Source organism: Janthinobacterium lividum, from assembly GCF_011601275.1.
GTDB lineage: Bacteria > Pseudomonadota > Gammaproteobacteria > Burkholderiales > Burkholderiaceae_D > Janthinobacterium > Janthinobacterium lividum_E.
In genome coordinates, this window is record NZ_JAAOLY010000011.1 from 65950 (window position 1) to 87389 (window position 21440).

The 21440-nt window shown below is 61.4% G+C and carries 16 protein-coding genes; 10 read left to right on the forward strand and 6 right to left on the reverse strand.

Annotated features, from left to right (window positions below; all coding sequences use genetic code 11):
• Window positions 1-6 precede the first annotated feature (6 nt).
• On the reverse strand, window positions 7-1653 hold the full coding sequence (locus GYK42_RS17460; RefSeq protein ID WP_166448530.1) for a methyl-accepting chemotaxis protein: 1647 nt from the start codon (window positions 1651-1653) through the stop codon (window positions 7-9).
• Window positions 1654-1965: 312 nt separating this feature from the next.
• Between GYK42_RS17460 and GYK42_RS17465 the strand changes: the two genes are divergently transcribed.
• Window positions 1966-2331 carry a hypothetical protein gene (locus GYK42_RS17465; protein ID WP_046683244.1) on the forward strand — a complete coding sequence of 122 codons (366 nt, stop codon included), beginning with the start codon at window positions 1966-1968 and terminating at the stop codon, window positions 2329-2331.
• Between the two features lie 130 nt (window positions 2332-2461).
• On the opposite strand, the gene GYK42_RS17470 is transcribed toward GYK42_RS17465, so the two are convergent.
• Complete coding sequence (locus tag GYK42_RS17470; RefSeq protein ID WP_166448531.1) at window positions 2462-2866, reverse strand: hypothetical protein; 405 nt, start codon at window positions 2864-2866, stop codon at window positions 2462-2464.
• A 235-nt stretch (window positions 2867-3101) separates the two neighbouring features.
• Between GYK42_RS17470 and GYK42_RS17475 the strand changes: the two genes are divergently transcribed.
• A complete protein-coding gene (locus GYK42_RS17475) occupies window positions 3102-3878 on the forward strand; it encodes an AraC family transcriptional regulator (RefSeq protein ID WP_166448621.1) in 777 nt (258 codons plus the stop codon).
• A 46-nt stretch (window positions 3879-3924) separates the two neighbouring features.
• Here GYK42_RS17475 and folE read toward each other — a convergent pair whose 3' ends face one another.
• Window positions 3925-4491 carry a GTP cyclohydrolase I FolE gene (gene folE / locus GYK42_RS17480; RefSeq protein ID WP_035822985.1) on the reverse strand — a complete coding sequence of 189 codons (567 nt, stop codon included), beginning with the start codon at window positions 4489-4491 and terminating at the stop codon, window positions 3925-3927.
• Between the two features lie 78 nt (window positions 4492-4569).
• Window positions 4570-5403, reverse strand: a complete 834-nt coding sequence (gene nudC / locus GYK42_RS17485) for an NAD(+) diphosphatase (protein WP_166448532.1) — start codon at window positions 5401-5403, stop codon at window positions 4570-4572.
• Window positions 5404-5696: 293 nt separating this feature from the next.
• Here nudC and GYK42_RS17490 point away from each other — a divergent pair, with 293 nt between their 5' ends.
• The 5 genes from GYK42_RS17490 to GYK42_RS17510 all read left to right on the forward strand — a co-directional run bounded on the left by GYK42_RS17490 (window position 5697) and on the right by GYK42_RS17510 (window position 14322).
• Window positions 5697-8027 carry a catecholate siderophore receptor Fiu gene (locus GYK42_RS17490; RefSeq protein ID WP_166448533.1) on the forward strand — a complete coding sequence of 777 codons (2331 nt, stop codon included), beginning with the start codon at window positions 5697-5699 and terminating at the stop codon, window positions 8025-8027.
• A 384-nt stretch (window positions 8028-8411) separates the two neighbouring features.
• Complete coding sequence (locus GYK42_RS17495) at window positions 8412-9725, forward strand: dicarboxylate/amino acid:cation symporter (protein ID WP_166448534.1); 1314 nt, start codon at window positions 8412-8414, stop codon at window positions 9723-9725.
• 108 nt (window positions 9726-9833) lie between these two features.
• Window positions 9834-10826, forward strand: a complete 993-nt coding sequence (locus tag GYK42_RS17500) for a porin (RefSeq protein WP_166448535.1) — start codon at window positions 9834-9836, stop codon at window positions 10824-10826.
• A gap of 249 nt (window positions 10827-11075) precedes the next feature.
• Entirely contained in the window at window positions 11076-12986 is a 1911-nt protein-coding gene (locus GYK42_RS17505) for a sensor histidine kinase (RefSeq protein WP_166448536.1), read from the forward strand.
• Window positions 12979-14322: a sigma-54-dependent transcriptional regulator gene (locus tag GYK42_RS17510; protein ID WP_046683237.1), complete on the forward strand. Its 1344-nt coding sequence runs from the start codon at window positions 12979-12981 to the stop codon at window positions 14320-14322. The genes GYK42_RS17505 and GYK42_RS17510 overlap by 8 nt, the downstream gene beginning before the upstream one ends.
• Here GYK42_RS17510 and GYK42_RS17515 read toward each other — a convergent pair.
• A complete protein-coding gene (locus tag GYK42_RS17515) occupies window positions 14315-15061 on the reverse strand; it encodes a metallophosphoesterase family protein (protein ID WP_166448537.1) in 747 nt (248 codons plus the stop codon). The genes GYK42_RS17510 and GYK42_RS17515 overlap by 8 nt on opposite strands.
• A gap of 215 nt (window positions 15062-15276) precedes the next feature.
• Here GYK42_RS17515 and GYK42_RS17520 point away from each other — a divergent pair, with 215 nt between their 5' ends.
• Window positions 15277-16125 (forward strand): hypothetical protein, encoded by an 849-nt coding sequence (locus GYK42_RS17520; RefSeq protein WP_166448538.1) that lies wholly within the window; start codon window positions 15277-15279, stop codon window positions 16123-16125.
• A gap of 6 nt (window positions 16126-16131) precedes the next feature.
• Here the strand turns inward: GYK42_RS17520 and GYK42_RS17525 are convergent, their stop codons facing one another.
• Window positions 16132-16638 (reverse strand): GNAT family N-acetyltransferase, encoded by a 507-nt coding sequence (locus GYK42_RS17525; RefSeq protein WP_166448539.1) that lies wholly within the window; start codon window positions 16636-16638, stop codon window positions 16132-16134.
• A 255-nt stretch (window positions 16639-16893) separates the two neighbouring features.
• On the opposite strand from GYK42_RS17525, the gene GYK42_RS17530 reads away from it, so the two are divergent.
• Window positions 16894-17790, forward strand: a complete 897-nt coding sequence (locus tag GYK42_RS17530; protein ID WP_166448540.1) for an ABC transporter ATP-binding protein — start codon at window positions 16894-16896, stop codon at window positions 17788-17790.
• Window positions 17791-17799: 9 nt separating this feature from the next.
• Window positions 17800-21381, forward strand: a complete 3582-nt coding sequence (locus GYK42_RS17535) for an ABC transporter permease/M1 family aminopeptidase (RefSeq protein ID WP_166448541.1) — start codon at window positions 17800-17802, stop codon at window positions 21379-21381.
• Window positions 21382-21440 lie beyond the last annotated feature (59 nt).

Consider the following 21440-nt stretch of genomic DNA (forward strand, 5'->3'; position numbering starts at 1 on the left):
AAGACCTTAGCGCGCCGCCAGGCTGCGCAGCGGCTTTTTCGCCGCAGCGCGCGGTGCGCCAGCCGAACTTGCCGCCAGGCGCGGCGCCGTTCCCGATTCCTGCGCCGACAATTTGAAGCGCGCCACCAGTTGCGCCAGCACGGCCGCCTGATCTTGCATGCTCGACGCCGCTGCCGCCGCCTCTTCCACCAGTGCCGCATTTTGCTGCGTCACGCTATCCATTTCCGTGATCGCCTGGTTGACATGGCCGATGCCCGTGCTTTGCTCGTGCGACGCGGCCGTGATGTCGGCCATGATGTCGGTCACGCGCGAAACGCTGGCCACCACCTGATCCATGGTCGTGCCCGCCTGTGCGACGAGCGTGCTGCCGGCCGCGATGCTGTCGACGGAAGCGCCGATCAGTTCCTTGATTTCCTTCGCTGCGCCCGCGGAGCGTTGCGCCAGGTTGCGCACTTCCGATGCCACGACGGCAAAGCCGCGTCCCTGCTCGCCGGCGCGCGCCGCTTCCACGGCCGCGTTCAAGGCCAGGATATTCGTCTGGAACGCGATGCCATCGATGACGCCGATGATGTCGACGATCTTGCGCGACGAAGCATTGATCGTATCCATGGTGCCGATCACTTGCGCCACCACGGCGCCGCCCTGGCGGGCCACGGCGGAAGCGGACTGCGCCAGTTCATTTGCCTGCACGGCGTTGCCCGCGTTTTGCGTCACGGTCGAAGTCAATTCCTCCATCGAGGCGGCCGTTTCTTCCAGCGAGCTGGCTTGCATTTCCGTGCGCGCCGACAAGTCCATATTGCCGCTGGCAATCTCGCTCGATGCCGTGGCGATCGTCTCGGCGCTGTGGCGGATTTCGCTGATCGCATCGACCAGGTTCGCCTGCATGGTTTTCATCGCGTACAGCACGCTGTGGCGGTCGTTGGCATGCGTACGCACGACGCCGCTCAAATCGTTATTCGCGATCTTTTCAGCCACGTCGGCCGCATACTCGGGATCGCCGCCCAGCGCATGGCGCAAGCTGCGGTTGATCACGACGACGACGGCGGCCAGCAACGCGCACACGAGCACCAGCACGCCCAGCGAGGTGAGCAGCGACTGGCGGAAGGCCGCGTCGATATCGTCCATGTACACGCCCACCACCAGGGTCCAGGCCCATGGCTTGTAGGCCACCACGCGGCTCATTTTCGGTTCGGGGGTCTTCTGGCCGGGACGTGGGAAATAATAGTGGACGAAGCCCTTGCCCGCATCGCTCTTGCCGACGGTAACGATGTCACGGTACAGATAGGTGCCGTTGGCATCCTTGAAATCCGACATGTTCTTGCCATCCGTTTGCGGCGCGGCGGGATTCATCACGACGACGGCATCGAGGTTGATGATGGACAAATAACCGGTCTCGCCGAAACGCATGCTCTTGATGACGGCCGTGGCCTGCTTCTGCGCTTCTTCCTTCGTCAAGGCGCCGCTGGCGGCCAGGTCGCCGAACATCTTGACGGCGCCCAGGCCCAGGTCGGCGGCATTGCTCAGGTCGGCGCTACGTTCTTCGATGCGGATCTTGCGCACTTCCAGGGCGTTATAGACAAAAATAACGGTGATGCACAACAGGCTGCAAATCAGGGGGATCCATAACTTCTGCTGGAACGTCAATTTCTTCATGCTGTGTCTCCAACTCTCTATTGTGCGGCGATGGGGCGTGGCCCGCTTCCAGCCCGGCAGGCCAGGAATGCGGCGGCGACGGTGCTCTGGCGGCACCGTTCAGACGACTCCAGCATACGCTCGAACGACCGATATTTACAATGCCGGGAGGCAATGATTTTTGCTTGGTGTTGTTAATGCGTTGCGACAATTGATGAGAATTGATGCTGCATTGCAGTAAAAAAGCATGCAGATAGGGGCGGCAAGGCAGCGGGGGTGGCGTGCCTGTGTCAAAATGCACGCCGGATACAAGATGAATCACGAAAGCACAGCATGACCAAGAATGAAGCCATGAAACGCATCAACGACCGCCTGGGAAAACCCACCTTGACGGACAAGAACACGCATTTTGCCAGCGTCGCCAGCTATGGCACGGACGAAGGCTGGTGGCTGAAGATCCCCTTCCTGACCTTCAAGCAGGAATTGCATTTCATCCTCAACAATGAGAAAACGAAAAGCTTCCAGCACCTGAAAATCGGCGCCAACCAGATCCTCAGCCCCGGCATGAAGTTCCGCAGCACGGGCGGCGCGGCCGACGCCTTCATGTCGGCCTCGGCGCCGAAACGCCTGGTCGACTTGCTCGACGGCGGCAGCAAGTACAACTTCACCAAGCATTTCATCAACGACTACCGCTACTAAAACACCTGGCCAAAGCTACTGCGCGGCGCGCTTTGCGGCCTGCGATGCTCACCGTACTAGAGTACGGTTGCGCTTCTTAGCCACAAATCACTGCCGCTCGCGACGGTTTTGTCAGGTGGTCTTCATGTCGTTAGTCTTCCCTTGGCGGCAGCCACGCGTGCAGCAAATGCTGCGCGATGTCGAGCGCATCGTCGCGGCTGGTGCCGAAATGCAGGGGATAGCCCCAGAACTTGCCGAACGTCACGGCAAAGGCCTTGCCGGCCAGACGCTTGACGGCGCTCGGTTCGACCAGCACCATGCCCTGGATATACGCGCGGATGGCCGTCTTGTTCCGCTTCATCCAGAGCGCAGCCCGCTTGCGCTCTTCCTGCGGGTGTTCATGCCCCTCCTCGTCAAAGCCTTCCTCGCTGAGAATGACAAACGCCTGGCGGCGCGCCAGCAGGGCGTCAAACTGGGCAAACAGAATATCGGGCTGGACAGGCGCTGCCTCGCGGCGCATCCAGACGAGGGGAAAAGTGGATAGATCAAGCTGCATGGTGATGACTCCTTAGGGGGTTGCCGTTCCTCCTTACCTTCATCAGAACACTGGCGGCGGCGGTTGCCGTTGAAGCGGGGCTGCGGATCAGTACACGATACCGATGGCGCCGCCGGACGTCATTGCATAAAATAGCCACAATATTATTCAATCCAGCCAAAGCGCATCCATGCCCCATCCATTGCAGCCCAGCATGCTCACCACCGAGTTGGGCCTGGACGCCAGCGCCTCCCTCATGGATTTCGACGTCGATGGCGTGTTGCGCCCGCTGTTGGCCGTGGGCCTGGCCAGCGTGCCCGAGGACGCGGAGCAGGCGCCGCACCAGCACCGCAAGGGACAGTTGCTGTATGCCACGCGGGGCGTGATGCATTGCGAGGTGGAAAGCGGCGTGTGGATCGTGCCGCCCCAGTGCGCCGTGTGGATACCGGGCGGCCTGAGGCATTCGGCGCAGGGCGTGGGCGAGGCCGAATGTTATTGCCTGTTTGTCGAACCCGCCATGGCGCCGGCCTTGCCCACCGTTTGCTGCACCGTGGCCGTGTCGCCGTTGCTGCGCGAACTGATCGCCAAGGCGGCCGGTTTTCCCACCTTGGCCGCGCTGCATGGCGCGCAGGAGCGCCTGGTGCTTACCTTGCTCGACGAGCTGGCGGCCGCGCCCGTGGAAGACTTGCATCTACCGATGCCGCGCGACGCGCGTTTGCGCCGCCTGGCCGCCCTGCTGCTGGCGCAGCCAGCCGACAAGAGCACCCTGGCCGAGTGGGCCCGCCGCATCGGCATGAGCGAGCGCAGCATGACCCGGCTGTCACTGGAGGAACTGGGCATGAGCGTGGGACGCTGGCGCCGGCAATTGCACGTCATCCTGGCCTTGCAACGGCTGGCGCAAGGGCGGAGCGTGAAAGCGGTGGCGCTGGAACTCGGCTATGAAAACGCCAGCGGTTTTGTCACCATGTTCCGCAAGGCCGTGGGCAAGCCGCCGGCGCGCTACCTGGCGGAACGGGAATCGGGAAGAATATAAAAAAAGGCGGCATTGCGCCGCCTTCGTCACGCATCGTCGCCGAAAATCAGACTTCGCGCGCCAGGGCCAGAAATTCCGTACGCAGCGCCAGGTTCGGCTGCATCTCGCCCAGCATGGCCGAGGTGATGGTTTCTTCGCCCGGCGTGCGGATGCCGCGGCTTTCCATGCACAGGTGACGGCAACGCACGACCACGCCCACCGACTTCGGTTCCAGCACTTCCATCAGCGCATTGGCGATCTGCATCGTCATGCGTTCCTGCACTTGCAGGCGCTTCGAAAAGCAATCGACGAGGCGCGTCAGTTTCGACAGGCCGACGATCTTGCCGTTGGGCACGTAACCGATGGTGGCCTTGCCGAAGAACGGCGCCAGGTGGTGTTCGCAATGGCTGTAGACGGGGATGCCGCGCACGACGATCAGCTCGTTGTACTGTTCCGCGCCATCTTCAAACGCTTTCAGCAAGTCCACCGGATCCTGGCCATAGCCGGACGTCCAGTGCTTCCACGCCTTGGCCACGCGCGCCGGCGTTTCCAGCAAGCCAGGACGCTGCGGATCTTCACCAAAGCTGCTGATCAGCCGGCGCCAGTCGTTTTCGGAGAATTCTTCTTGAGACATGCTACACCACCCTAAAATTTTCAATTGCCGTCAGTATATAGAAAATGCGGCAAGCTGCCCGAGCAGCCTCCTCTTTGCCTATACCGTTGGCGGACGGTGCGCGCCCACCAGCAGCGCGGAAATCGACACGCTCGAACTCGCTTCCGGCCACGCATCGCCGGGGCCGAACCAGCGCGCCTCGGCGATCTCGTTCTCGTCCAGGCGGATCTCGCCATCGAGGTAATCGGCCGTAAACGCGATCATCAGCGAATGGGGAAACGGCCAGGACTGGCTCATGAAGTACTGCAGATTATGCACGCGCAAGCCCACCTCCTCCATCACCTCGCGGTGCACGGCTTCCTCGATCGATTCGCCCGCTTCCAGGAAACCGGCGAGCGGGCTGAAGCGCTGCGACGGCGAGTGCTTGTGCATGGCCAGCAGCACTTGCTCGCCCTTGCGTATCAGTACCATCATGGCCGGCGAAATGCGCGGATACGCGAGCATGCCGCAAGCGGCGCAGGTGAAGCAGCGCTCGCCACGAGTGCGCTGCATGGACGTGGCGCACACGCCGCAATGGCGGTGCGTGCGCGCCCACTCGGCCAGCTGCACGGCGCGGCTGGCCAAACCCAGGAAAGCGTCGTCGACGGCATTGAACAGCGAGCGCATGCCGTGCCAGGCCAGGCCGGCGCCGACGGGCAGCTCCTCGTCGACCCAGACCGTCTGGCAATAGCGGTCTTGCCACAAACCCACGGGTTGTGCGCGGCTCAAGTCGATATCGAGCGCGGCCAATTCGGCGGCAGTGGGCAAGGCCAGCTCGGGCATGCGCAGCAACAGACGCCCGCGGTGAAAGACAAAGGTCAGCGTCTGGTCTGCGGCCGGGGCCGGTTCGGGCGCATCGATCAGGGGGACAAAGGCATCGGGAGTCTGCAGCATGCTCGGTGGAATTTGTAAAGGTTGCTCATCATACTCCCGCTGCCGGACGCTTGCGCGCATAGCAGCGGCTGGGCCGCAAAGCAAGCATTCATAAGCCATGACAGTGTTTTTTTTGTGACACGTCCAATCCGTTGCGTAAATGATACTGATAACGATTCTCATTTACGAAATAGCGCCCAGTTATTACAATACGGCCTATTCCGTCTCCATCGCCAGCCACTTGCCCGCGTGCCCAAGCACAGCGGCGCAGAGCCAGCCAGGAACCACTACCCTGACCTTTTCGAAAGAGCAAGATGGCAATCAAGAGCCGCAAACACGCCCCCACCCGTTTCAACCAGCACATCGGCGCCGCCCTGGCCGTGATGCTGCTGCCCGTCGCCGCCCAGGCGGCCGATCCGGCCGGCCAAAGCGCCCCGGCATCGCAGCAAACCCTGAACGAAATCAAGGTCGTGGGCTCCAAGGAAAATGATTTCAAGGCTGAAAAAGCCTCGTCGCCGAAATATACGGAAGAGCTGGTCAATACGGCGCAAACCATCGTCGTGATCAAGAAGGAATTGATCGAGCAGCAAGGCGCGCTGACCCTGACGGACGCGCTGCGCAACACACCGGGCGTCGGCACCTTCTTCCTCGGCGAGAACGGCAACACGAACACGGGCGACGCCGTCTACATGCGCGGTTTCGATGCCTCGGGCAGCATCTATGTCGATGGCGTGCGCGACGTGGGTTCCATCTCGCGCGACGTCTTCAACATCGAACAGATCGATGTGCTGAAGGGCCCGGCGGGCACCGACAGCGGCCGCGGTTCGCCGACCGGTTCCATCAACCTGGTCAGCAAGACGGCGACCATGGAAAACAAATTCAATTCCCTGCTGACGGCCGGCAGCGGCAAGCAAAAACGCGCCACGGCCGACTGGAACCGCATCATCGACGCCGATTCCGGCACGGCAATGCGTCTGAACCTGATGACGCAGGACAGCGGCAATCCGGCGCGCGATGAAGTCAAGAACAAGCGCTGGGCCTTCGCACCCACTGTCACCTTCGGCATCGGCAAACCGACGCGCATCACGGCCAGCTACCTGCACGTGGACCAGAACAACATCCCCGACGGCGGCGTGCCGACCATCGGCTTGCCCGGCTATTCGACGCCCGACACCATCACGCCGACGAACAAGGTCATCCGCACCTTCCTGAACGGCGCCGCCAAGGTCGACCCGAAGAATTTCTACGGCTCCACCACGGACCACGACAAGGTCAAGGCCGACATGGGCACCTTGCGCATCGACCATGATTTCTCGCCGAACGTGCAAATCCAGAACACCACGCGCTACGGCAAGACCAAGCAGGACTACCTGCTGACGGCTTTCATGGGCAGCACCGCCAACCTGATGACGCCGGTGCCCGCCGATCCGTCGACCTGGACCCTGGCGCGCTCGCTGCGCACCGTGAAGGACCAGGAAAACACGATTCTGACCAACCAGACCGTGGTCAGCGCGCAATTCGACACGGGCGTGCTGAAGCACTCTTTGGTGGCCGGCGCCGAGTTCACCAGCGAAAAACAGACCAACTACAGCTATGTGCCAGCCAGCCTGGGCACCTTGCCGGCAGCGAACCTGTATCACCCGAATCCGCGTGACACCGTCACCGGCCACAACCCTGTGCGCAGCGGCGCCTACAGCGAAGGCGAAGTCAATACGCAAAGCGCGTATGTGTTCGACACCGTCAAGTTCGGCGACAAGTGGATTTTCAACGGCGGCGTGCGTTTCGACCATTTCAACACCACGTATGACGCCGTCACGCTGCAAACGGCCGTCGCCGCGGGCCAGGTGCAAAAATTGCCGGTGGGCACACCTATTCCTGTCCACATCACCTTGAGCGACACCTTCGCCAACGGCAAGATCTCGGCCCTGTACAAGCCGACGCCGGACAGCAGCGTGTATGCGCTGTGGGCCACGTCGAAGGCGCCGCCAGGCACCAACTTCACGCTGAGCACGGGCGCCAGCAGCGCGCAAAATCCGATCTACGATCCGCAGGAAACCACCACCAAGGAAATCGGCACCAAGTGGGATTTCCTGAAACAAAAATTGTCGCTGTCGGCAGCCGTGTACCAGACGGAAGTGAAAAATGAAGTAGAGCAAGATCCCATCGACCTGATCTACTACCAGACCGGCAAGAAGCGCGTTCAGGGCATCGAGATCGGCATGGTGGGCGAAGTCATGCCTAACTGGCTGGTCAGCGCCGGCTATACGCGCATGAATACCAGTGTCAAGTCGGGCAAGGTCGTCACCGCCAGCGGCGTGAATAACCTCAGCTACACGCCAAAACAGGCGTTTACGGGCTGGACGTCGTACACCCTGCCATTCGGCCTGAAGATCGGCGGCGGCGCGCGTTACGTGGGTGAAATGCTGCGCGGTACCGACGGCGCCGTCGGCACGCCTGCCCGCGTGGATGCCTACTGGGTCTTCGACGCCATGGCAACCTATACCGTCAACAAGAACCTCGACCTGCAGCTGAACGCCTACAACCTGGCCGACAAGACCTATGTGGCAGCCATCAACAAGTCCGGCTTCCGCTACACCCCGGGCCAGCCACGTTCGTTCAGCCTGACGGCCAATATCAAGTTCTAACGTCAAGAAAACAAGTATTACGCAACATCGGCCCCTCTTCGGAGGGGCTTTTTTATTGTCCTGATAATCTTGCCTTTTTGGCGCACTGCCGCCCTGACGCGACTAGCGTATGAAAAGTCATACAGCGATGCCCCGCCGCGTCCAATATTTCGCGCAAGCCTGTCAAATTGCAACATCCTGACAACAAAAAAGCTTCCTTAAATCAACAACTTAAGAAGTTATGCGTCAAATGCCAATTTCAGGCATATCCTTTGCTATGTACAGGTTTTGCTGCAAATAATCGCTAGCACGCAAGGGCTTGTTTTTGAGAAATATTGACTCCAAGCTTGAGTTGCTCGCTATCAATAATCCGCTCACAGCGGCGCTTCATTTGGAGGAGTCAAAATGAAAAAGAAACGGCCATTAACCCTGTACATCCTGATTGCCATGGTCCTCGGCATTGCCGTGGGCTATGGATGCCATTCCGCTTTCCCCGATGCGGACATGAGCAAGCAAATCGCTGGTAATATTTCCATCGTCACCGACGTCTTCCTGCGCCTGATCAAGATGATCATTGCGCTGCTGGTGTTCTCCACCCTGACGGTCGGCATCGCCCACATGGGCGACGGCAAGACGGCGGGCCGCATCGGCCTGAAAGCCATGTGCTGGTTCGTGGTTGCCTCACTGGTCTCGCTGGCGCTGGGCATGGTGCTGTCGAACCTGATGCAGCTGGGTACCAACCTGGGCTTGCCATTACCGGACGTACACGCTTCAACGAATTTGAAAACGGCCGCCTTCACCTTGAAAGATTTCTTCACGCACCTGGTGCCGAAGTCGCCGATCGAGGCCATGGCCAACAATGAAATCCTGCAAGTATTGGTGTTCTCGATCTTCTTCGGCGGCGCACTGGCCGGCCTGGGCGAATCGGGCAAGACCCTGACGGCCGTTGTCGACCAGCTGGCGCAAGTCATGCTGCGCATCACCGGCACCATCATGAACCTGGCCCCACTGGCCGTGTTCGCTGCGATGGCTTCCGTCATCACCACGCACGGCCTGGGCGTGCTGGTCACGTTTGCCAAGTTCATGGGTGGCTTCTACCTGGGCCTGATGTGCCTGTGGGCACTGCTGATCGCCGCCGGCTTCGTCGTCATCGGCCCGCGCGTCTTCAAACTGGTCGGCCTGATCCGCGAACCATTCCTGCTGGCATTCTCGACGGCCAGCTCGGAAGCGGCCTATCCAAAACTGCTGACGGCGCTCGACCAGTTCGGCGTGGACCGCAAGATTTCCAGCTTTGTGTTGCCAATGGGCTACTCCTTCAACCTGGACGGCTCGATGATGTACTGCACCTTTGCCGTGCTGTTCATCGCCCAAGCCTACGGTATCGACCTGTCGATCGGCACGCAGATCACCATGCTGCTGCTGCTGATGCTGACCTCGAAAGGCATGGCCGGCGTACCGCGCGCCTCGCTGGTGGTGATTGCCGCTACCCTGAACCAATTCAATATTCCAGAGGCAGGCTTGCTGCTGCTGATGGGTGTGGACCAATTCCTCGACATGGGCCGTTCGGCCACCAACGCGGTCGGCAATGCCGTCGCCACGGCTGTCGTCGCCAAGTGGGAAGGTGGCCTGGCCACCGAGGAAGAAGCCGCTGCGGCCAACGCGGCCAGCCAGAACACGGAAAGCCATTGGGGCGAAGCGGATCACGCTAGCAAAGCCTGATAGCGCCATGGCCCGCCACAAGCGGGCCATTTATTTGTTGTCGATGTTGAGTAACAAGCAGTCAGGTAGTGCGATCAGTAGTCATTCCAACTTATTAGAGAGATTTTCATGAAAAAAGTCCTGTTTACCCTGCTGACCCTCGGCGCAGCCTCCACCGGCGCCATGGCCCAATCGAACGTGACCATGTATGGCGTGGCTGACGCCGGCCTGGTGTTCGACAAGGATGCGGCTGGAGACCGCCTGAACCGCGTCGCTTCCGGCGTCGCTTCCGGCTCGCGCATCGGCTTCAAGGGCAAGGAAGACCTCGGTGGCGGTCTGGCCGCCACCTTCGTGCTGGAAAGCGGTTTCAATATCGATACCGGTACCTCGGGCCAGGGCGGCCGGCTGTTCGGCCGCCAGGCGTATGTGGGCCTGACCGGCAGCGCCGGCGCCGTCACCCTGGGCCGCCAATATACGCCGTACTACCTGGCACTGCGCGACGTGGCCGATCCGTTTGTCATCGGCCTGGCCGGCACGGCGTCAAACATTATGGCGACGAATTATCGCATCGACAACATGGTGCAATACAGCACGCCGACCTGGAGCAAGCTGTCGGCCGACCTGGCGTATGGCTTTGGCGAAGTGGCCGGCGACAATGCGAAAAACCGCAGCATGGGCGGCGCCGTGCATTACATCGACGGTCCGCTGAACGTGACCCTGACGCACCACCGCCAGGAAAATGCGCTGGCGACCCAGCAAACGCGCAACACCCTGCTGGCCACGCGCTACGACTTTGGCGTGCTGCAAGGCAACTTCGGCTACGCCGACAACCGCGCCCTCGACAACAGCAAGAGCAATGACATCCTCGTTGGCTTCAGCGCCCCGTTCGGCGCCACCAAGCTGGTCGCCTCGTACATCCGCCACAACGACAAGAGCAATGCCAACCGTGACGCCCAGCAGTGGGCCATCGGCGCCTTCTATGCCCTGTCCAAGCGCAGCGACCTGTACACAGGTTACGGCCACATCAGCAACAAGAACGGCGCTACCTACAAGATTGGCAATGCCACCGACGATGGCACCGGCAACAGCGGTTTCAACCTGGGCATGCGTCATACGTTCTAAGGACGTCGGCCAAAATCTACTGCGCGGCGCGCTTTGCGGCCGGCGATGCTCACCGGCTCGGCGCCCCCGTACTAAAGTACGGTTGCGCTTCTCGGCCAGAAATCACTGCCGCTCGCTACGATTTTGTCGGACGTTGAGATGTCCGTAAAATAGAAGTGTGGGCCGCCGGATGCATATCCGGCGGCTTTTTCTTTTTACGCAATATTTAAATGCGATACTGTGGGTTCTTGCAAGTTGGCAGCTGATTTTATGAATAGCAGTACTACCAAATCCTCCCTTTCCTGGCGCCAGCGCCTGTCGCAACGGTCGGGCCGCGAAACGCTGGCCTGGGGCGTGGTGCTGGCCGCCTGCCTGGCCACCGTCTGGCTCGTGTATTTCTGGACCGAACGCATCGCCATCGGCAAACTGCAAGCGAGCGGCGCGCAGCGCCTGGAGGTGTATGTCAGCAGTCTTGAAAATGCGCTGGAGAAATACGACTTCCTGCCCAAGACCCTGGAACTGAACCGCGACGTGATCCGCCTGCTGCAGCACCCGGAAGACCCGGTGCTGGTCGATACGGTCAACCATTACTTGGAGCAGATGAATGCCCAGGCGAAATCGTCGACCATTTTCATCAGCAACCTCGACGGCAACACGCGGGCCGCCAGCAACTGGCAGCAACCCGACAGCTTTATTGGCGACAATATCTCGTTCCGCCCCTATGCCCAGGACGCCCTGCGCGGCACGCCGGGCCGCTTCTATGGCGTGGGCACGACGCGGCTGGAACCCGGTTACTTCTTTGCCCATGGCATTTACCAGAATGGCCACATGCTGGGCCTGGCCACGGTGAAGGTGAACCTGGAAAACCTGGAAAAACGCTGGGTGCAGGGCGCCGACAAGGTGATGCTGGCCGACGAGCACGGCGTGATTTTTCTCAGTTCCATGGCGGACTGGAAGTACAAGACCCTGGCGCCGCTGTCACCCGCCATCGTCGAAGAGCTCAACCGCACGCGCCAGTACTATTCGAAGCAGCTGGCCGCCATCCCCTTCGTTTCCGACCGCCAACTGGGCAATGGCGCGCGCGTGATCAGCGTACGCGAGCAGGAACATGCCGACACGCCGCCGAAGACCAGCTCGAGCGTGATGACGCAGATCAAGCTCAAGTCGCCGCAAGGCTGGACTTTTATTTATTTGTCCGACCTGGCGCAGGCCAAGGCCAGCGCGCGCGCGGCGGCCGCCTTCTCGTGCGTGCTGTTGGGCTTTTTCATGCTGCTGTTCTTTTACCTGCGCCAGCGCCGCGCGGCCGTGGCGCAAAAATTGCGCGCCCGCGAAGACCTGCAGCATGCCTACGACAACTTGGAAGCCATGGTCGAGGAACGCACGTCGGAACTCAATGCCATGACGCAAAGCCTGAGCCAGGAAATCGACGTGCGCAGCAAGGCCGAGCAAAAGCTGCACATCACGCAAAATGAACTGTTTCAAGCTGGCAAGATGGCCGTGCTGGGGCAAATGTCGGCCAGCATCACGCATGAACTGAACCAGCCGCTGACGGCGCTGCGCACCATGTCCGACAATGCCGTCATCCTGCTAGAGCGGGGACGGCTCGACGATGCACGGCGTAACTTGGCAAAGATATCGCAAATTGCGGCCAGGATGGGGACTATTACGGGCCAATTGAAGATTTTTGCGCGCAAGTCGACGACCAGCCTGACCTCCGTCTCGATCCCCACGGCGATCAGCAACGCCCTGTTCCTTGTCGAACGCCGGCTGCAGGTGGAAAATGTGCGTTTCACCCTGCAACTGCCGCCCGAAGACATCTTCGCCATGTGCGAAAGCAACCGCCTGGAACAGGTACTGGTCAACCTGTACGCCAATGCGCTCGACGCCATGAATGGCAGCGACGTGCGCAGCCTGCGCGTGTCCGTCGAATGCACTCCCGAGCACGTGCTGATCCATGTGGCCGACACGGGGCCGGGCCTGTCGACGGAAGTGTATGAACACCTGTTCGAACCGTTCTTCACGACCAAACCGCAAGGCCTGGGACTGGGCCTGGGCCTGGCCATTTCCGAACAGATCACGCGCCAGTTCGGCGGCGTGCTGCGCGCTGAAAACGCCCCCGGCGGCGGCGCCATCTTCACCATCGAACTACAGATTGCAACGCAGGAGGAAAAACATGTTTGACGGCTTGAAGGTCTTGCTGGTTGAAGACGACCCCACCGTACGCGAAGGCAGCGAGCAGGCTTTACAGCTGGCCGGCCTGGACGTGCTGGCCTTCCACTCGGCCGAGCTGGCCTATAAACTGCTGACCCCGGATTTTCCCGGCATCGTCGTGAGCGACGTACGCCTGCCCGGCATGAGCGGCCTGGAATTGCTGCAAGCGGTCAAGACGCTCGATGCCAACCTGCCCGTGATCCTCGTCACGGGCCATGGCGACATCACCATGGCCGTGCACGCCATGCGCACGGGCGCCTACGATTTCATCGAAAAACCGTATTCGTCCGACCAGCTGGTCGACGTCATCCTGCGCGCGCTGGAAACCCGGCGCCTGACCCTGGAAGTGCACAGCCTGCGCCGCCAGCTCGAGGACGGCGGCGGCATCGAAGCGCGCTTACTGGGCAATTCCGTGGCGATGCGCGACATACGGCGTTTGATCCTCGACGTTGCGAACGAACCGGCTGACGTACTGATCTATGGCGACACGGGTACGGGCAAGGAAATGGTGGCCCGCTGCCTGCACGATTTCAGCCACCGCCGCAAACATAACTTTGTCGCCGTCAACTGCGGCGCGATTCCCGAAAGCATATTCGAGAGCGAAGTCTTCGGCCACGAACCGGGCGCGTTTACGGGCGCGGCCAAGCGGCAGGTGGGCAAGATCGAGCACGCGGACCAGGGCACTTTCTTCCTCGACGAAATCGAAAGCCTGCCCCTGTCGCTGCAAGTGAAATTGCTGCGCGTGCTGCAGGAACGCTATATCGAACGGCTGGGCTCGAACGTGCCCACGCCCGTCGACGTGCGCGTCATCGCGGCTGCCAAGCTGGATCTGGAAGACTTGTCGCAGCAACAGAAATTCCGCAGCGATCTGTACTACCGCTTGAATTTGATCGTGCTGCACCTGCCGCCGCTGCGCGAACGGCGCGAAGATATTCCCATCCTGTTCGAACACTTCGTGCTGGCTGCCGCCGCCCGCTACAACCGCGCCGCGCCCGTCGTCTCCAGCGCGCAGATGCGCAACCTGATGGCCCATTCCTGGCCCGGCAACGTGCGTGAACTGCGCAATATCGCCGACCGCTTCGTGCTCGGCATCGCCGGTGGCGCATCGAGCCTGCTGGCGAGCGGTCAGGCCAGCCCCTTGTCGCTGGCGGAACAGGTCAACGGCTTCGAACGCGCATTGATCGAGCAGGAACTGCGCGCATACGCAGGCAACGTCAGCGAAGTGAGCGCGGTGCTCGGCTTGCCGAAGCAGACCTTGTATCACAAGATGCAGAAATACAACTTGGTGGCGGAAGAGTTCAGGTAAGTACGCCAACCCGGCCCGTGCGCAAGGGCGTGGCCCAATCGGGCCGCCCGTTCGCCAGCGCCAGCCGGGCCGCCTTTTCCCAGTCATATTCCACGGCGTGCAACTGCGCCGTCCAGCCGCCATCGGCGCCCTGTGCGGCAATCGCATAGCGCGCATGCGGCGTGCCGTTTTCCATCACGTGCGGATAGCCGTGATCGTCGTCATAGGCTTGCAAGCCGACGCTGCCCGGGTTGACGATCAGCCGCCCATCGGCCAGGCGCACCTGGCGCGGCATGTGCGTGTGGCCGCACAGGATCAGCGCCGCATCCACCTCGCCTGCCCGCTGCGCCACCTCCTGCGGCGTAGCGGCGCGGCTGCCTTGCGGCGTGACGCTGTCGAGAAAATATACGAGATCGCTGGTGGGCGTACCATGCACGAGCAGCACGTCTTTGCGCAGGCGCAAGGTGGCCGGCAGCGCTTCTATCCACGCAAGTTGTTCCGGCAGCAATTGCGCGCGCGCATAGGCGTCGGACACGCCCATGCGGGCCGGATCGCCCAGCAGCTGGCGCTCGTGGTTGCCGCGGATGGTGGGCAGGCCGAGCCCCATCAGGCGCGCCGCCGTGGTGCGCGGCTGCAGATGGCCCGAGACGATATCGCCGAGGTTGACGGTCACGTCCACGCCACGCCGGGCGATGTCGGCCAGCACGGCGTCAAGCGCGTCCAGGTTGCCGTGGATATCGGATATGGCGGCAATTCTCATGCGAGGTCTCCTCCTTGTGCGCACCATTCTGCCCGCGTCCTGCATGGCAGGCAATGCCCTTATGTTTACCGGCTGTTACACACGGTAGGACAAGTCCGACGGCCACTTGCGCCGTGCGGCTACGTAATTTAAAAGTAACAATTGCTACCATTTCCTCATTGCACTGTTGCCCAAAGCGTCGCGACAGTTTTCACTTTATTTTGAGGAGTTGCCCCATGTCTGCCATGTCCGTGTCCACCCGCCTGTCCCCACCACGCCCGCACCACCTCGCCTTGCGCGGCGCCATGATGCTGGGCGTGCTGGGTATTGCCACGGCGGCCGCCACGGCGCGGGCCGAGCCGTCGCCGGCACTGGACCGCGTCAGCATCTCGGTGGGCGCGTTTTCCGCCGATCCGCGCATCAATATCGGCGCCGACACGCAGTTTGGCCGCATCGACGCGCCCGAATCGAAGCCAAGCCACACCACGATTCCCCGCGTTAAAGCGGACTTGCTGATCGGCGACCGCCATGGCCTGGCATTCGACTACTACCGCTACGACAAATCCTACACGCCCACCTTGACGGGCGAAACCATCATCAATGGCCAGCCCGTCACGGGCACGGCCACGGCGAATGCCGACCTGAAGCTGGACTTGGCCAAGCTGGCCTATAAATGGTGGCTCGGCAGCGGCAACGACACCTTCGGCATCGGCCTGGGCGCCGCCTACTACCATGCCAACCTGAAAGGCACGGCCACCGGCATCGTCAATGGCGAAACGGCCACGGCACGCGATTCCATCGGCGAGCACGCGTTTGCGCCGCTGCTGGAAGTGGGCTGGCGCCACGCCTTTACGCCAGACTTGCGCATGTATGCGGAAGCATCGGGCATCAAGAAAAACGGCGGGCGCATCAATGGCCACATCTACGGCGGCAATGTCGGCGTGGAATGGTTCCCGTTCAAAAATATCGGTTTCGTGGCCGATTACGGCATCTCGAAAATCAAGCTGCACCGCGACAGCGAACGCGATGCCGACCTGAACATCCGCCTGACGGGACCGTCGGCGTATGTGAAAGTACGCTTCTAATCCAGCTCAGGCCGCCGGTTTCAGCAAAGTCAGCTGGAACTGCGGCAAGTCCGGATCGTCGTACGCCTCGACCCTGGCAAACGGCAGGCACGCAAATGCCTGCCGCCAGAACGCGCAGGCATCCGCATCGGCGCGGAACGTCGCCACCATCCACGTCTGCGCACTGTCGAGCAGGATGCGCCGTACCACTTCCAGCGCCACGCCACGGCGCCGGTACTTCTTCAAAATAAAAAAGTCGCTGAACTCCTGCACCGGCAGCTTGCCGGCCATGCCGGGCTCCGTGATGAAAAAGCCCGCCAGCGCCCCATCGACCTCGATCCAGACGGCCGTATGTCCAGGCGCATGCACATACTCGGCCAGCCCGGCGCCGCACACGTCGTAGCGGCCGTCGGCCAGCACGTCCTCGCCGCTCCAGGCGGTATTGTCATAGCAGTACAGCTGGAACAGCTGCGCCAGTGCCCCTTCTTCACCGGGCGCAACGGCGCGCAATGTCATGTTCTGTGCTACCGGCATGGTCCCGCCTTTCCGCCGCATGGCGTCGTTGAGTTGGCGAGTGTAGCACCACGTCACTCATCGCTTCTTCCTGCATTCCAGCCCGGTATTTCCACCCTTGGTCGCAAAAACATTAATTTTCTCCCAATTGGCTATATATTATTGTTTTTAAGTAACATCCGCCATCGCGGCTGCAAAACAAGGGCGATCCCCTTCCACAGACCGGCAGACATGCATCTGCCGGCTTTCATACCCAAGCTCTGGAGAGTGCTGCACATGCTATCGATCAAACAGCTGAACAAAACGTATGCCAATGGCGTCAAGGCCATCAACAATGTCAGCCTGGACATTCCCAACGGAATGTTCGGCTTGCTGGGACCGAATGGCGCGGGCAAGTCCTCGCTGATGCGCACCATTGCAACATTGCAAGATCCCGATAGCGGCAGCATCCATTTCGATGGCGTCGATGTACTGCAGGACAAGGCCGGCCTGCGCCGCCAGCTCGGCTACCTGCCGCAGGATTTCGGCGTGTATCCGAAGGTCAGCGCGGAAACCCTGCTCAACCACTTTGCCGTCTTGAAAGGTTTGACGGAGAAGGGGCCGCGCAAGGAAGCCGTGGAAGCGTTGCTGCAGCAAACCAATCTGTGGGAAGCGCGCAAGCGCAACCTGGGCACGTATTCGGGCGGCATGCGCCAGCGCTTCGGCATCGCCCAGGCGCTGCTGGGCGCACCGCGCCTGGTGATCGTCGATGAGCCGACGGCCGGCCTGGACCCGGACGAGCGCAACCGCTTCCTGAACCTGCTGGCGAAGATCGGCGAGCAAGTGGTCGTCATCCTGTCGACGCACATCGTCGACGACGTGACGGACCTGTGCCCGCGCATGGCGATGATCGTCAAGGGACAAGTGCTGGTGCAGGGCGAACCGCAGGCGGCCATCGACACCTTGCACGGCAAGGTCTGGCGCCGCAGCGTCAGCATGGACGAGCTGGCGCAGTACCAGCAAACCTTGAATGTGCTGTCGACGCGCCTGGTGGGCGGCAAGCCGCAAATCAATGTGTTTGCCGACAGCCAGCCCGACAGCGGCTTCGCGCAGATCGCGCCGGACCTGGAAGACGTGTACTTCCTGAACGTGCGCAACGCCGCCCGCAGCGGCGCCGCCGCAGCTGCAGCGTAAGGAGCCGCCATGTGGAAGGAATTTTTCAAGTTTGACCTCGGCTATCAGCTGAAACAGCCGCTGCTGTGGATATTTGCCGTCATCCTCGCCTTGATGGCGTTTGGCGCCAGCAGCAGCGATTCGATCCAGGTCGGCGGCGCCATCGGCAACATCAACCGCAATGCGCCCACCGTGGTGGCGCAGCTGCTGACGATGTTCAGCCTGCTGTCGATGTTGCTCATCACCATCTTCATCGCGGGCGCCGTGCTGCGCGACAGCGAAGTGGGCATGGCCGACATGCTGTTCGCCACACCCATGCGCAAGTGGGATTACCTGTTCGGCCGCTTCGCCGCCGGCTTCGTCGCCTGCCTCGTGATCTTTGCCGCCATCGCCCTGGCCATCATGCTCGGCCCCCTCATGCCCTGGGTCGACCCGCAGCGCGTGGGCGCGTTCTCGCTGCATGCGTATGCGTGGAGCTTTGGCGTGATGGTGATCCCGAACCTGCTGTTCATCGGCGCGCTGCTGATGCTGCTGGCGGCCACCACGCGCTCGATGCTGCTCGTCTACGTGGGCGTGCTGGGCTTTTTCGTGCTGTGGGGCATGGCTGGCGCCTTTACGCGCGACATCAACAACGAATGGATCGCCGTCCTGCTCGACCCGTTCGGCATGCGCGCGTTCGGCCGCATGACGCGCTACTTCACGTCCGCCGAAGCGAACGCGGGCTTGCCGCCGTTTTCCGGCTTCCTGCTGGCCAACCGCTTGCTGTGGCTGGCCATCACGGTGGTGCTGTTCGCCGCCACCGTGATCCTGTTCAAGCCGCAGCGCACGGGCACGGGAAAACGCCTGTTCGGCAAGCACAAGGCCGAGGCCGCCGCACCCGCCGTGACGGCGCCGCTGCACCTGCCGCGCAGCGTCCCCGCCTTTACCGCCGCGACAGCCTGGCGCCAGTGGTGGCAAATCCTGCGCTTCGACGCCGTCGGCGTGTTCAAGAGCGTGCCCTTCCTCGTTATGCTGCTGTTCGCCGTGATCAACCTGATCGCCGGGGCGAGTATCGGCAAGAACATGTACGGCACGGCCGTATATCCGATGACGCACCTGATGCTGCAAAATATCAACAACAGCTTCAGCTTCATGCTGATCATCATCGTCACCTTTTATGCGGGCGAACTGATCTTCAAGGAGCGGCAGGTCAGGATCGCCGACGTCAGCGACGCCATGCCCGTGCCCAGCTGGGTGCCTCTGCTGGCCAAATGCACGGCCCTGGTCGGCGTCATCGCCGGCTATCTGCTGGTGGGCGTCATCGCGGCCATCGGTTTCCAGCTCTACAAGGGCGGCGCGCCCGCGGAACTGGGGCTGTACCTGAAAGGTACCCTGCTGGGCGCCCTCTTCTTCGTGCTGATGGCCTTGTGCGCCCTCACCCTGCAAGTGCTGTCGAATAACAAGTTCATCGGCTACCTGCTGGTGATCCTGCTGATGGTGGCGCAAATGGTGCTGGGCATGCTGCACTTCGAACACAATCTGTACGCCTTCGGCGGCACGCCGGCCATCAAGTATTCGGACATGAATGGCTATGGCCACTTCCTGGCCGGCTGGTCCTGGTTCGCGCTGTACTGGAGCCTGTTCACCGTGGCCCTCGTCATGCTGGCGCAGGCATTCTGGGTGCGCGGCCTGTCCGCCGACTGGCGTGCGCGCGTGCGTCTGGCGCGCCAGCGCCTGAGCGGCAAAGCTGGCGCCGCGCTGGCCGTGGTGCTGCTGTGCTGGGCCGGCACGGGCGGCTGGATCTTCTACAACACAAATGTGCTGAACCAGTACGAAACGGCGAATGTCAGCATGGACAAGCAGGCGCGCTACGAGAAATTGTACAAACAGTACAAGGACTTGCCGCAACTGAAGATCACCGATATCCAGGCCGATGTGGATATCTATCCCGAGCAACGCAAAGTCTTGATCAAGGGCCACTACGTGCTGCAAAACAAGACGCAGCAGCCGCTCGACACCTTGCGCATCCAGCTCAATCCGGACCTGGACACACACTGGTTGAACTTGCCTGAGCACAAGGCGACGCTGAACGACGAGGAACTGGGCTTCAGCATCCTCAAGCTGGCCCGTCCCGTGGCGCCCGGTGCCACCCTGCCGCTGGACTTCACGGTGGCCGTCACGCATGAAGGCTTTACCAACAGCGGCGCGCCGGACCAGGTCAACCTGAACGGCAGCTTCTTCAACAACCAGGCGTATTTCCCGCACTTCGGCTATGCCAAGGAAATGGAGTTGACGGACCGCAATGAGCGCCGCAAGCGGGGCCTGGGCGAGCCGCAGCGCATGGCCAGGCTGGAAGACACCTCCGCCTATGGCAATACGGTCTTTGGCGGTGAAGCGGACTGGATCCATTTCGACACGACGGTGTCCACCAGCGGCGAACAGATCGCCCTGGCGCCCGGCTATCTGCAGAAGAGCTGGGAAAAGGATGGCCGCCGCTATTACCGCTACAAGATGGACCAGCCGATGATGCCGTTCTTCGCCTATCTGTCGGCGCGCTGGGAAGTCAAGAAAGACGCGTGGCGCGGCTTGCCGATCGAAATTTATTTCGATAAAAAGCATGGCTACAATACGCAGCGCATGATTACCTCGGTGCAAAAGTCGCTCGACTATTACACCACCGAGTTCACGCCTTACCAGCACAAGCAGGTGCGCATCCTGGAATTCCCCGGCTACCAGAGCTTTGCGCAGTCGTTTGCGAATACGATCCCGTATTCGGAAGGCATCGGTTTCATTGCCGATCTGCGCGACAAGGATGACATCGACTATGTGTTCTATGTCACGGCGCATGAAATGGCGCACCAGTGGTGGGGCCATCAAGTGATCGGCGCCAACGTGCAGGGCGCCACCATGCTGATGGAGTCCTTGGCGCAATACTCGGCCCTGATGGTGATGGAAAAGGAATACGGGCGCGACAAGATGCGCCGCTTCCTGCGCTATGAACTGGACCGCTACCTGAGCGGACGCGGCGGCGAAGCCATCGAGGAACTGCCGCTGGCGCGCGTGGAGGGACAGCAATACATCCACTACAACAAGGGCAGCCTGGTGTTCTACCGCCTGCGCGACGAGCTCGGCGAAGAGGCCCTGAACCGTGCCCTGAAACGCTATCTGCAGGACAAGGGCTACCAGCAGGCGCCATTTACCACCTCGTCGGAACTGCTGGCCTACATCCGCGCCGAAGCGCCGCAGGGCAAGCAGGCGCTGATCACGGACCTGTTCGAGAAGATCGTCTTCTACGACAACCGCGTCACGCAAGCGACGGCTGTGAAACGCCCGGATGGCCAGTGGGATGTCACCATGCAGCTGCACCTGGCCAAGCTGGAATCCGACGGCAAGGGCAAGGAAAGCGCGCGCGCCTACGACGAGCCGGTGGAAATCGCCATCTTCGCGCGCCCGCCGGGCGGCAAAGAGAAGGATGAAAAAGTCTTGTTCACGGACAAGCGCATATTGTCGGGCAGCGACCCCGTGGTGACGATAACGGTGAAGGACAAACCGTTCGAAGTGGGCGTCGATCCCTACAACAAGATGATCGACCGGGTTCCGCGCGACAACCGCAAGGAGGTCAGCATTCCCTAGCCGATTGGGGTCAGACGGGGACGCCAAATCCCGCCGGGTCTGACCCCGGTTTTATTGCA

Excerpts from the sequence above, each read along its gene's own strand:
- GYK42_RS17460 (WP_166448530.1), bottom strand. The coding sequence starts at position 1,653 with ATGAAGAAATTGACGTTCCAGCAGAAGTTATGGATCCCCCTGATTTGC.
- GYK42_RS17465 (WP_046683244.1), top strand. The coding sequence starts at position 1,966 with ATGACCAAGAATGAAGCCATGAAACGCATCAACGACCGCCTGGGAAAA.
- GYK42_RS17470 (WP_166448531.1), bottom strand. The coding sequence starts at position 2,866 with ATGCAGCTTGATCTATCCACTTTTCCCCTCGTCTGGATGCGCCGCGAG.
- GYK42_RS17475 (WP_166448621.1), top strand. The coding sequence starts at position 3,102 with ATGGATTTCGACGTCGATGGCGTGTTGCGCCCGCTGTTGGCCGTGGGC.
- folE (WP_035822985.1), bottom strand. The coding sequence starts at position 4,491 with ATGTCTCAAGAAGAATTCTCCGAAAACGACTGGCGCCGGCTGATCAGC.
- nudC (WP_166448532.1), bottom strand. The coding sequence starts at position 5,403 with ATGCTGCAGACTCCCGATGCCTTTGTCCCCCTGATCGATGCGCCCGAA.
- GYK42_RS17490 (WP_166448533.1), top strand. The coding sequence starts at position 5,697 with ATGGCAATCAAGAGCCGCAAACACGCCCCCACCCGTTTCAACCAGCAC.
- GYK42_RS17495 (WP_166448534.1), top strand. The coding sequence starts at position 8,412 with ATGAAAAAGAAACGGCCATTAACCCTGTACATCCTGATTGCCATGGTC.
- GYK42_RS17500 (WP_166448535.1), top strand. The coding sequence starts at position 9,834 with ATGAAAAAAGTCCTGTTTACCCTGCTGACCCTCGGCGCAGCCTCCACC.
- GYK42_RS17505 (WP_166448536.1), top strand. The coding sequence starts at position 11,076 with ATGAATAGCAGTACTACCAAATCCTCCCTTTCCTGGCGCCAGCGCCTG.
- GYK42_RS17510 (WP_046683237.1), top strand. The coding sequence starts at position 12,979 with ATGTTTGACGGCTTGAAGGTCTTGCTGGTTGAAGACGACCCCACCGTA.
- GYK42_RS17515 (WP_166448537.1), bottom strand. The coding sequence starts at position 15,061 with ATGAGAATTGCCGCCATATCCGATATCCACGGCAACCTGGACGCGCTT.
- GYK42_RS17520 (WP_166448538.1), top strand. The coding sequence starts at position 15,277 with ATGTCTGCCATGTCCGTGTCCACCCGCCTGTCCCCACCACGCCCGCAC.
- GYK42_RS17525 (WP_166448539.1), bottom strand. The coding sequence starts at position 16,638 with ATGCCGGTAGCACAGAACATGACATTGCGCGCCGTTGCGCCCGGTGAA.
- GYK42_RS17530 (WP_166448540.1), top strand. The coding sequence starts at position 16,894 with ATGCTATCGATCAAACAGCTGAACAAAACGTATGCCAATGGCGTCAAG.
- GYK42_RS17535 (WP_166448541.1), top strand. The coding sequence starts at position 17,800 with ATGTGGAAGGAATTTTTCAAGTTTGACCTCGGCTATCAGCTGAAACAG.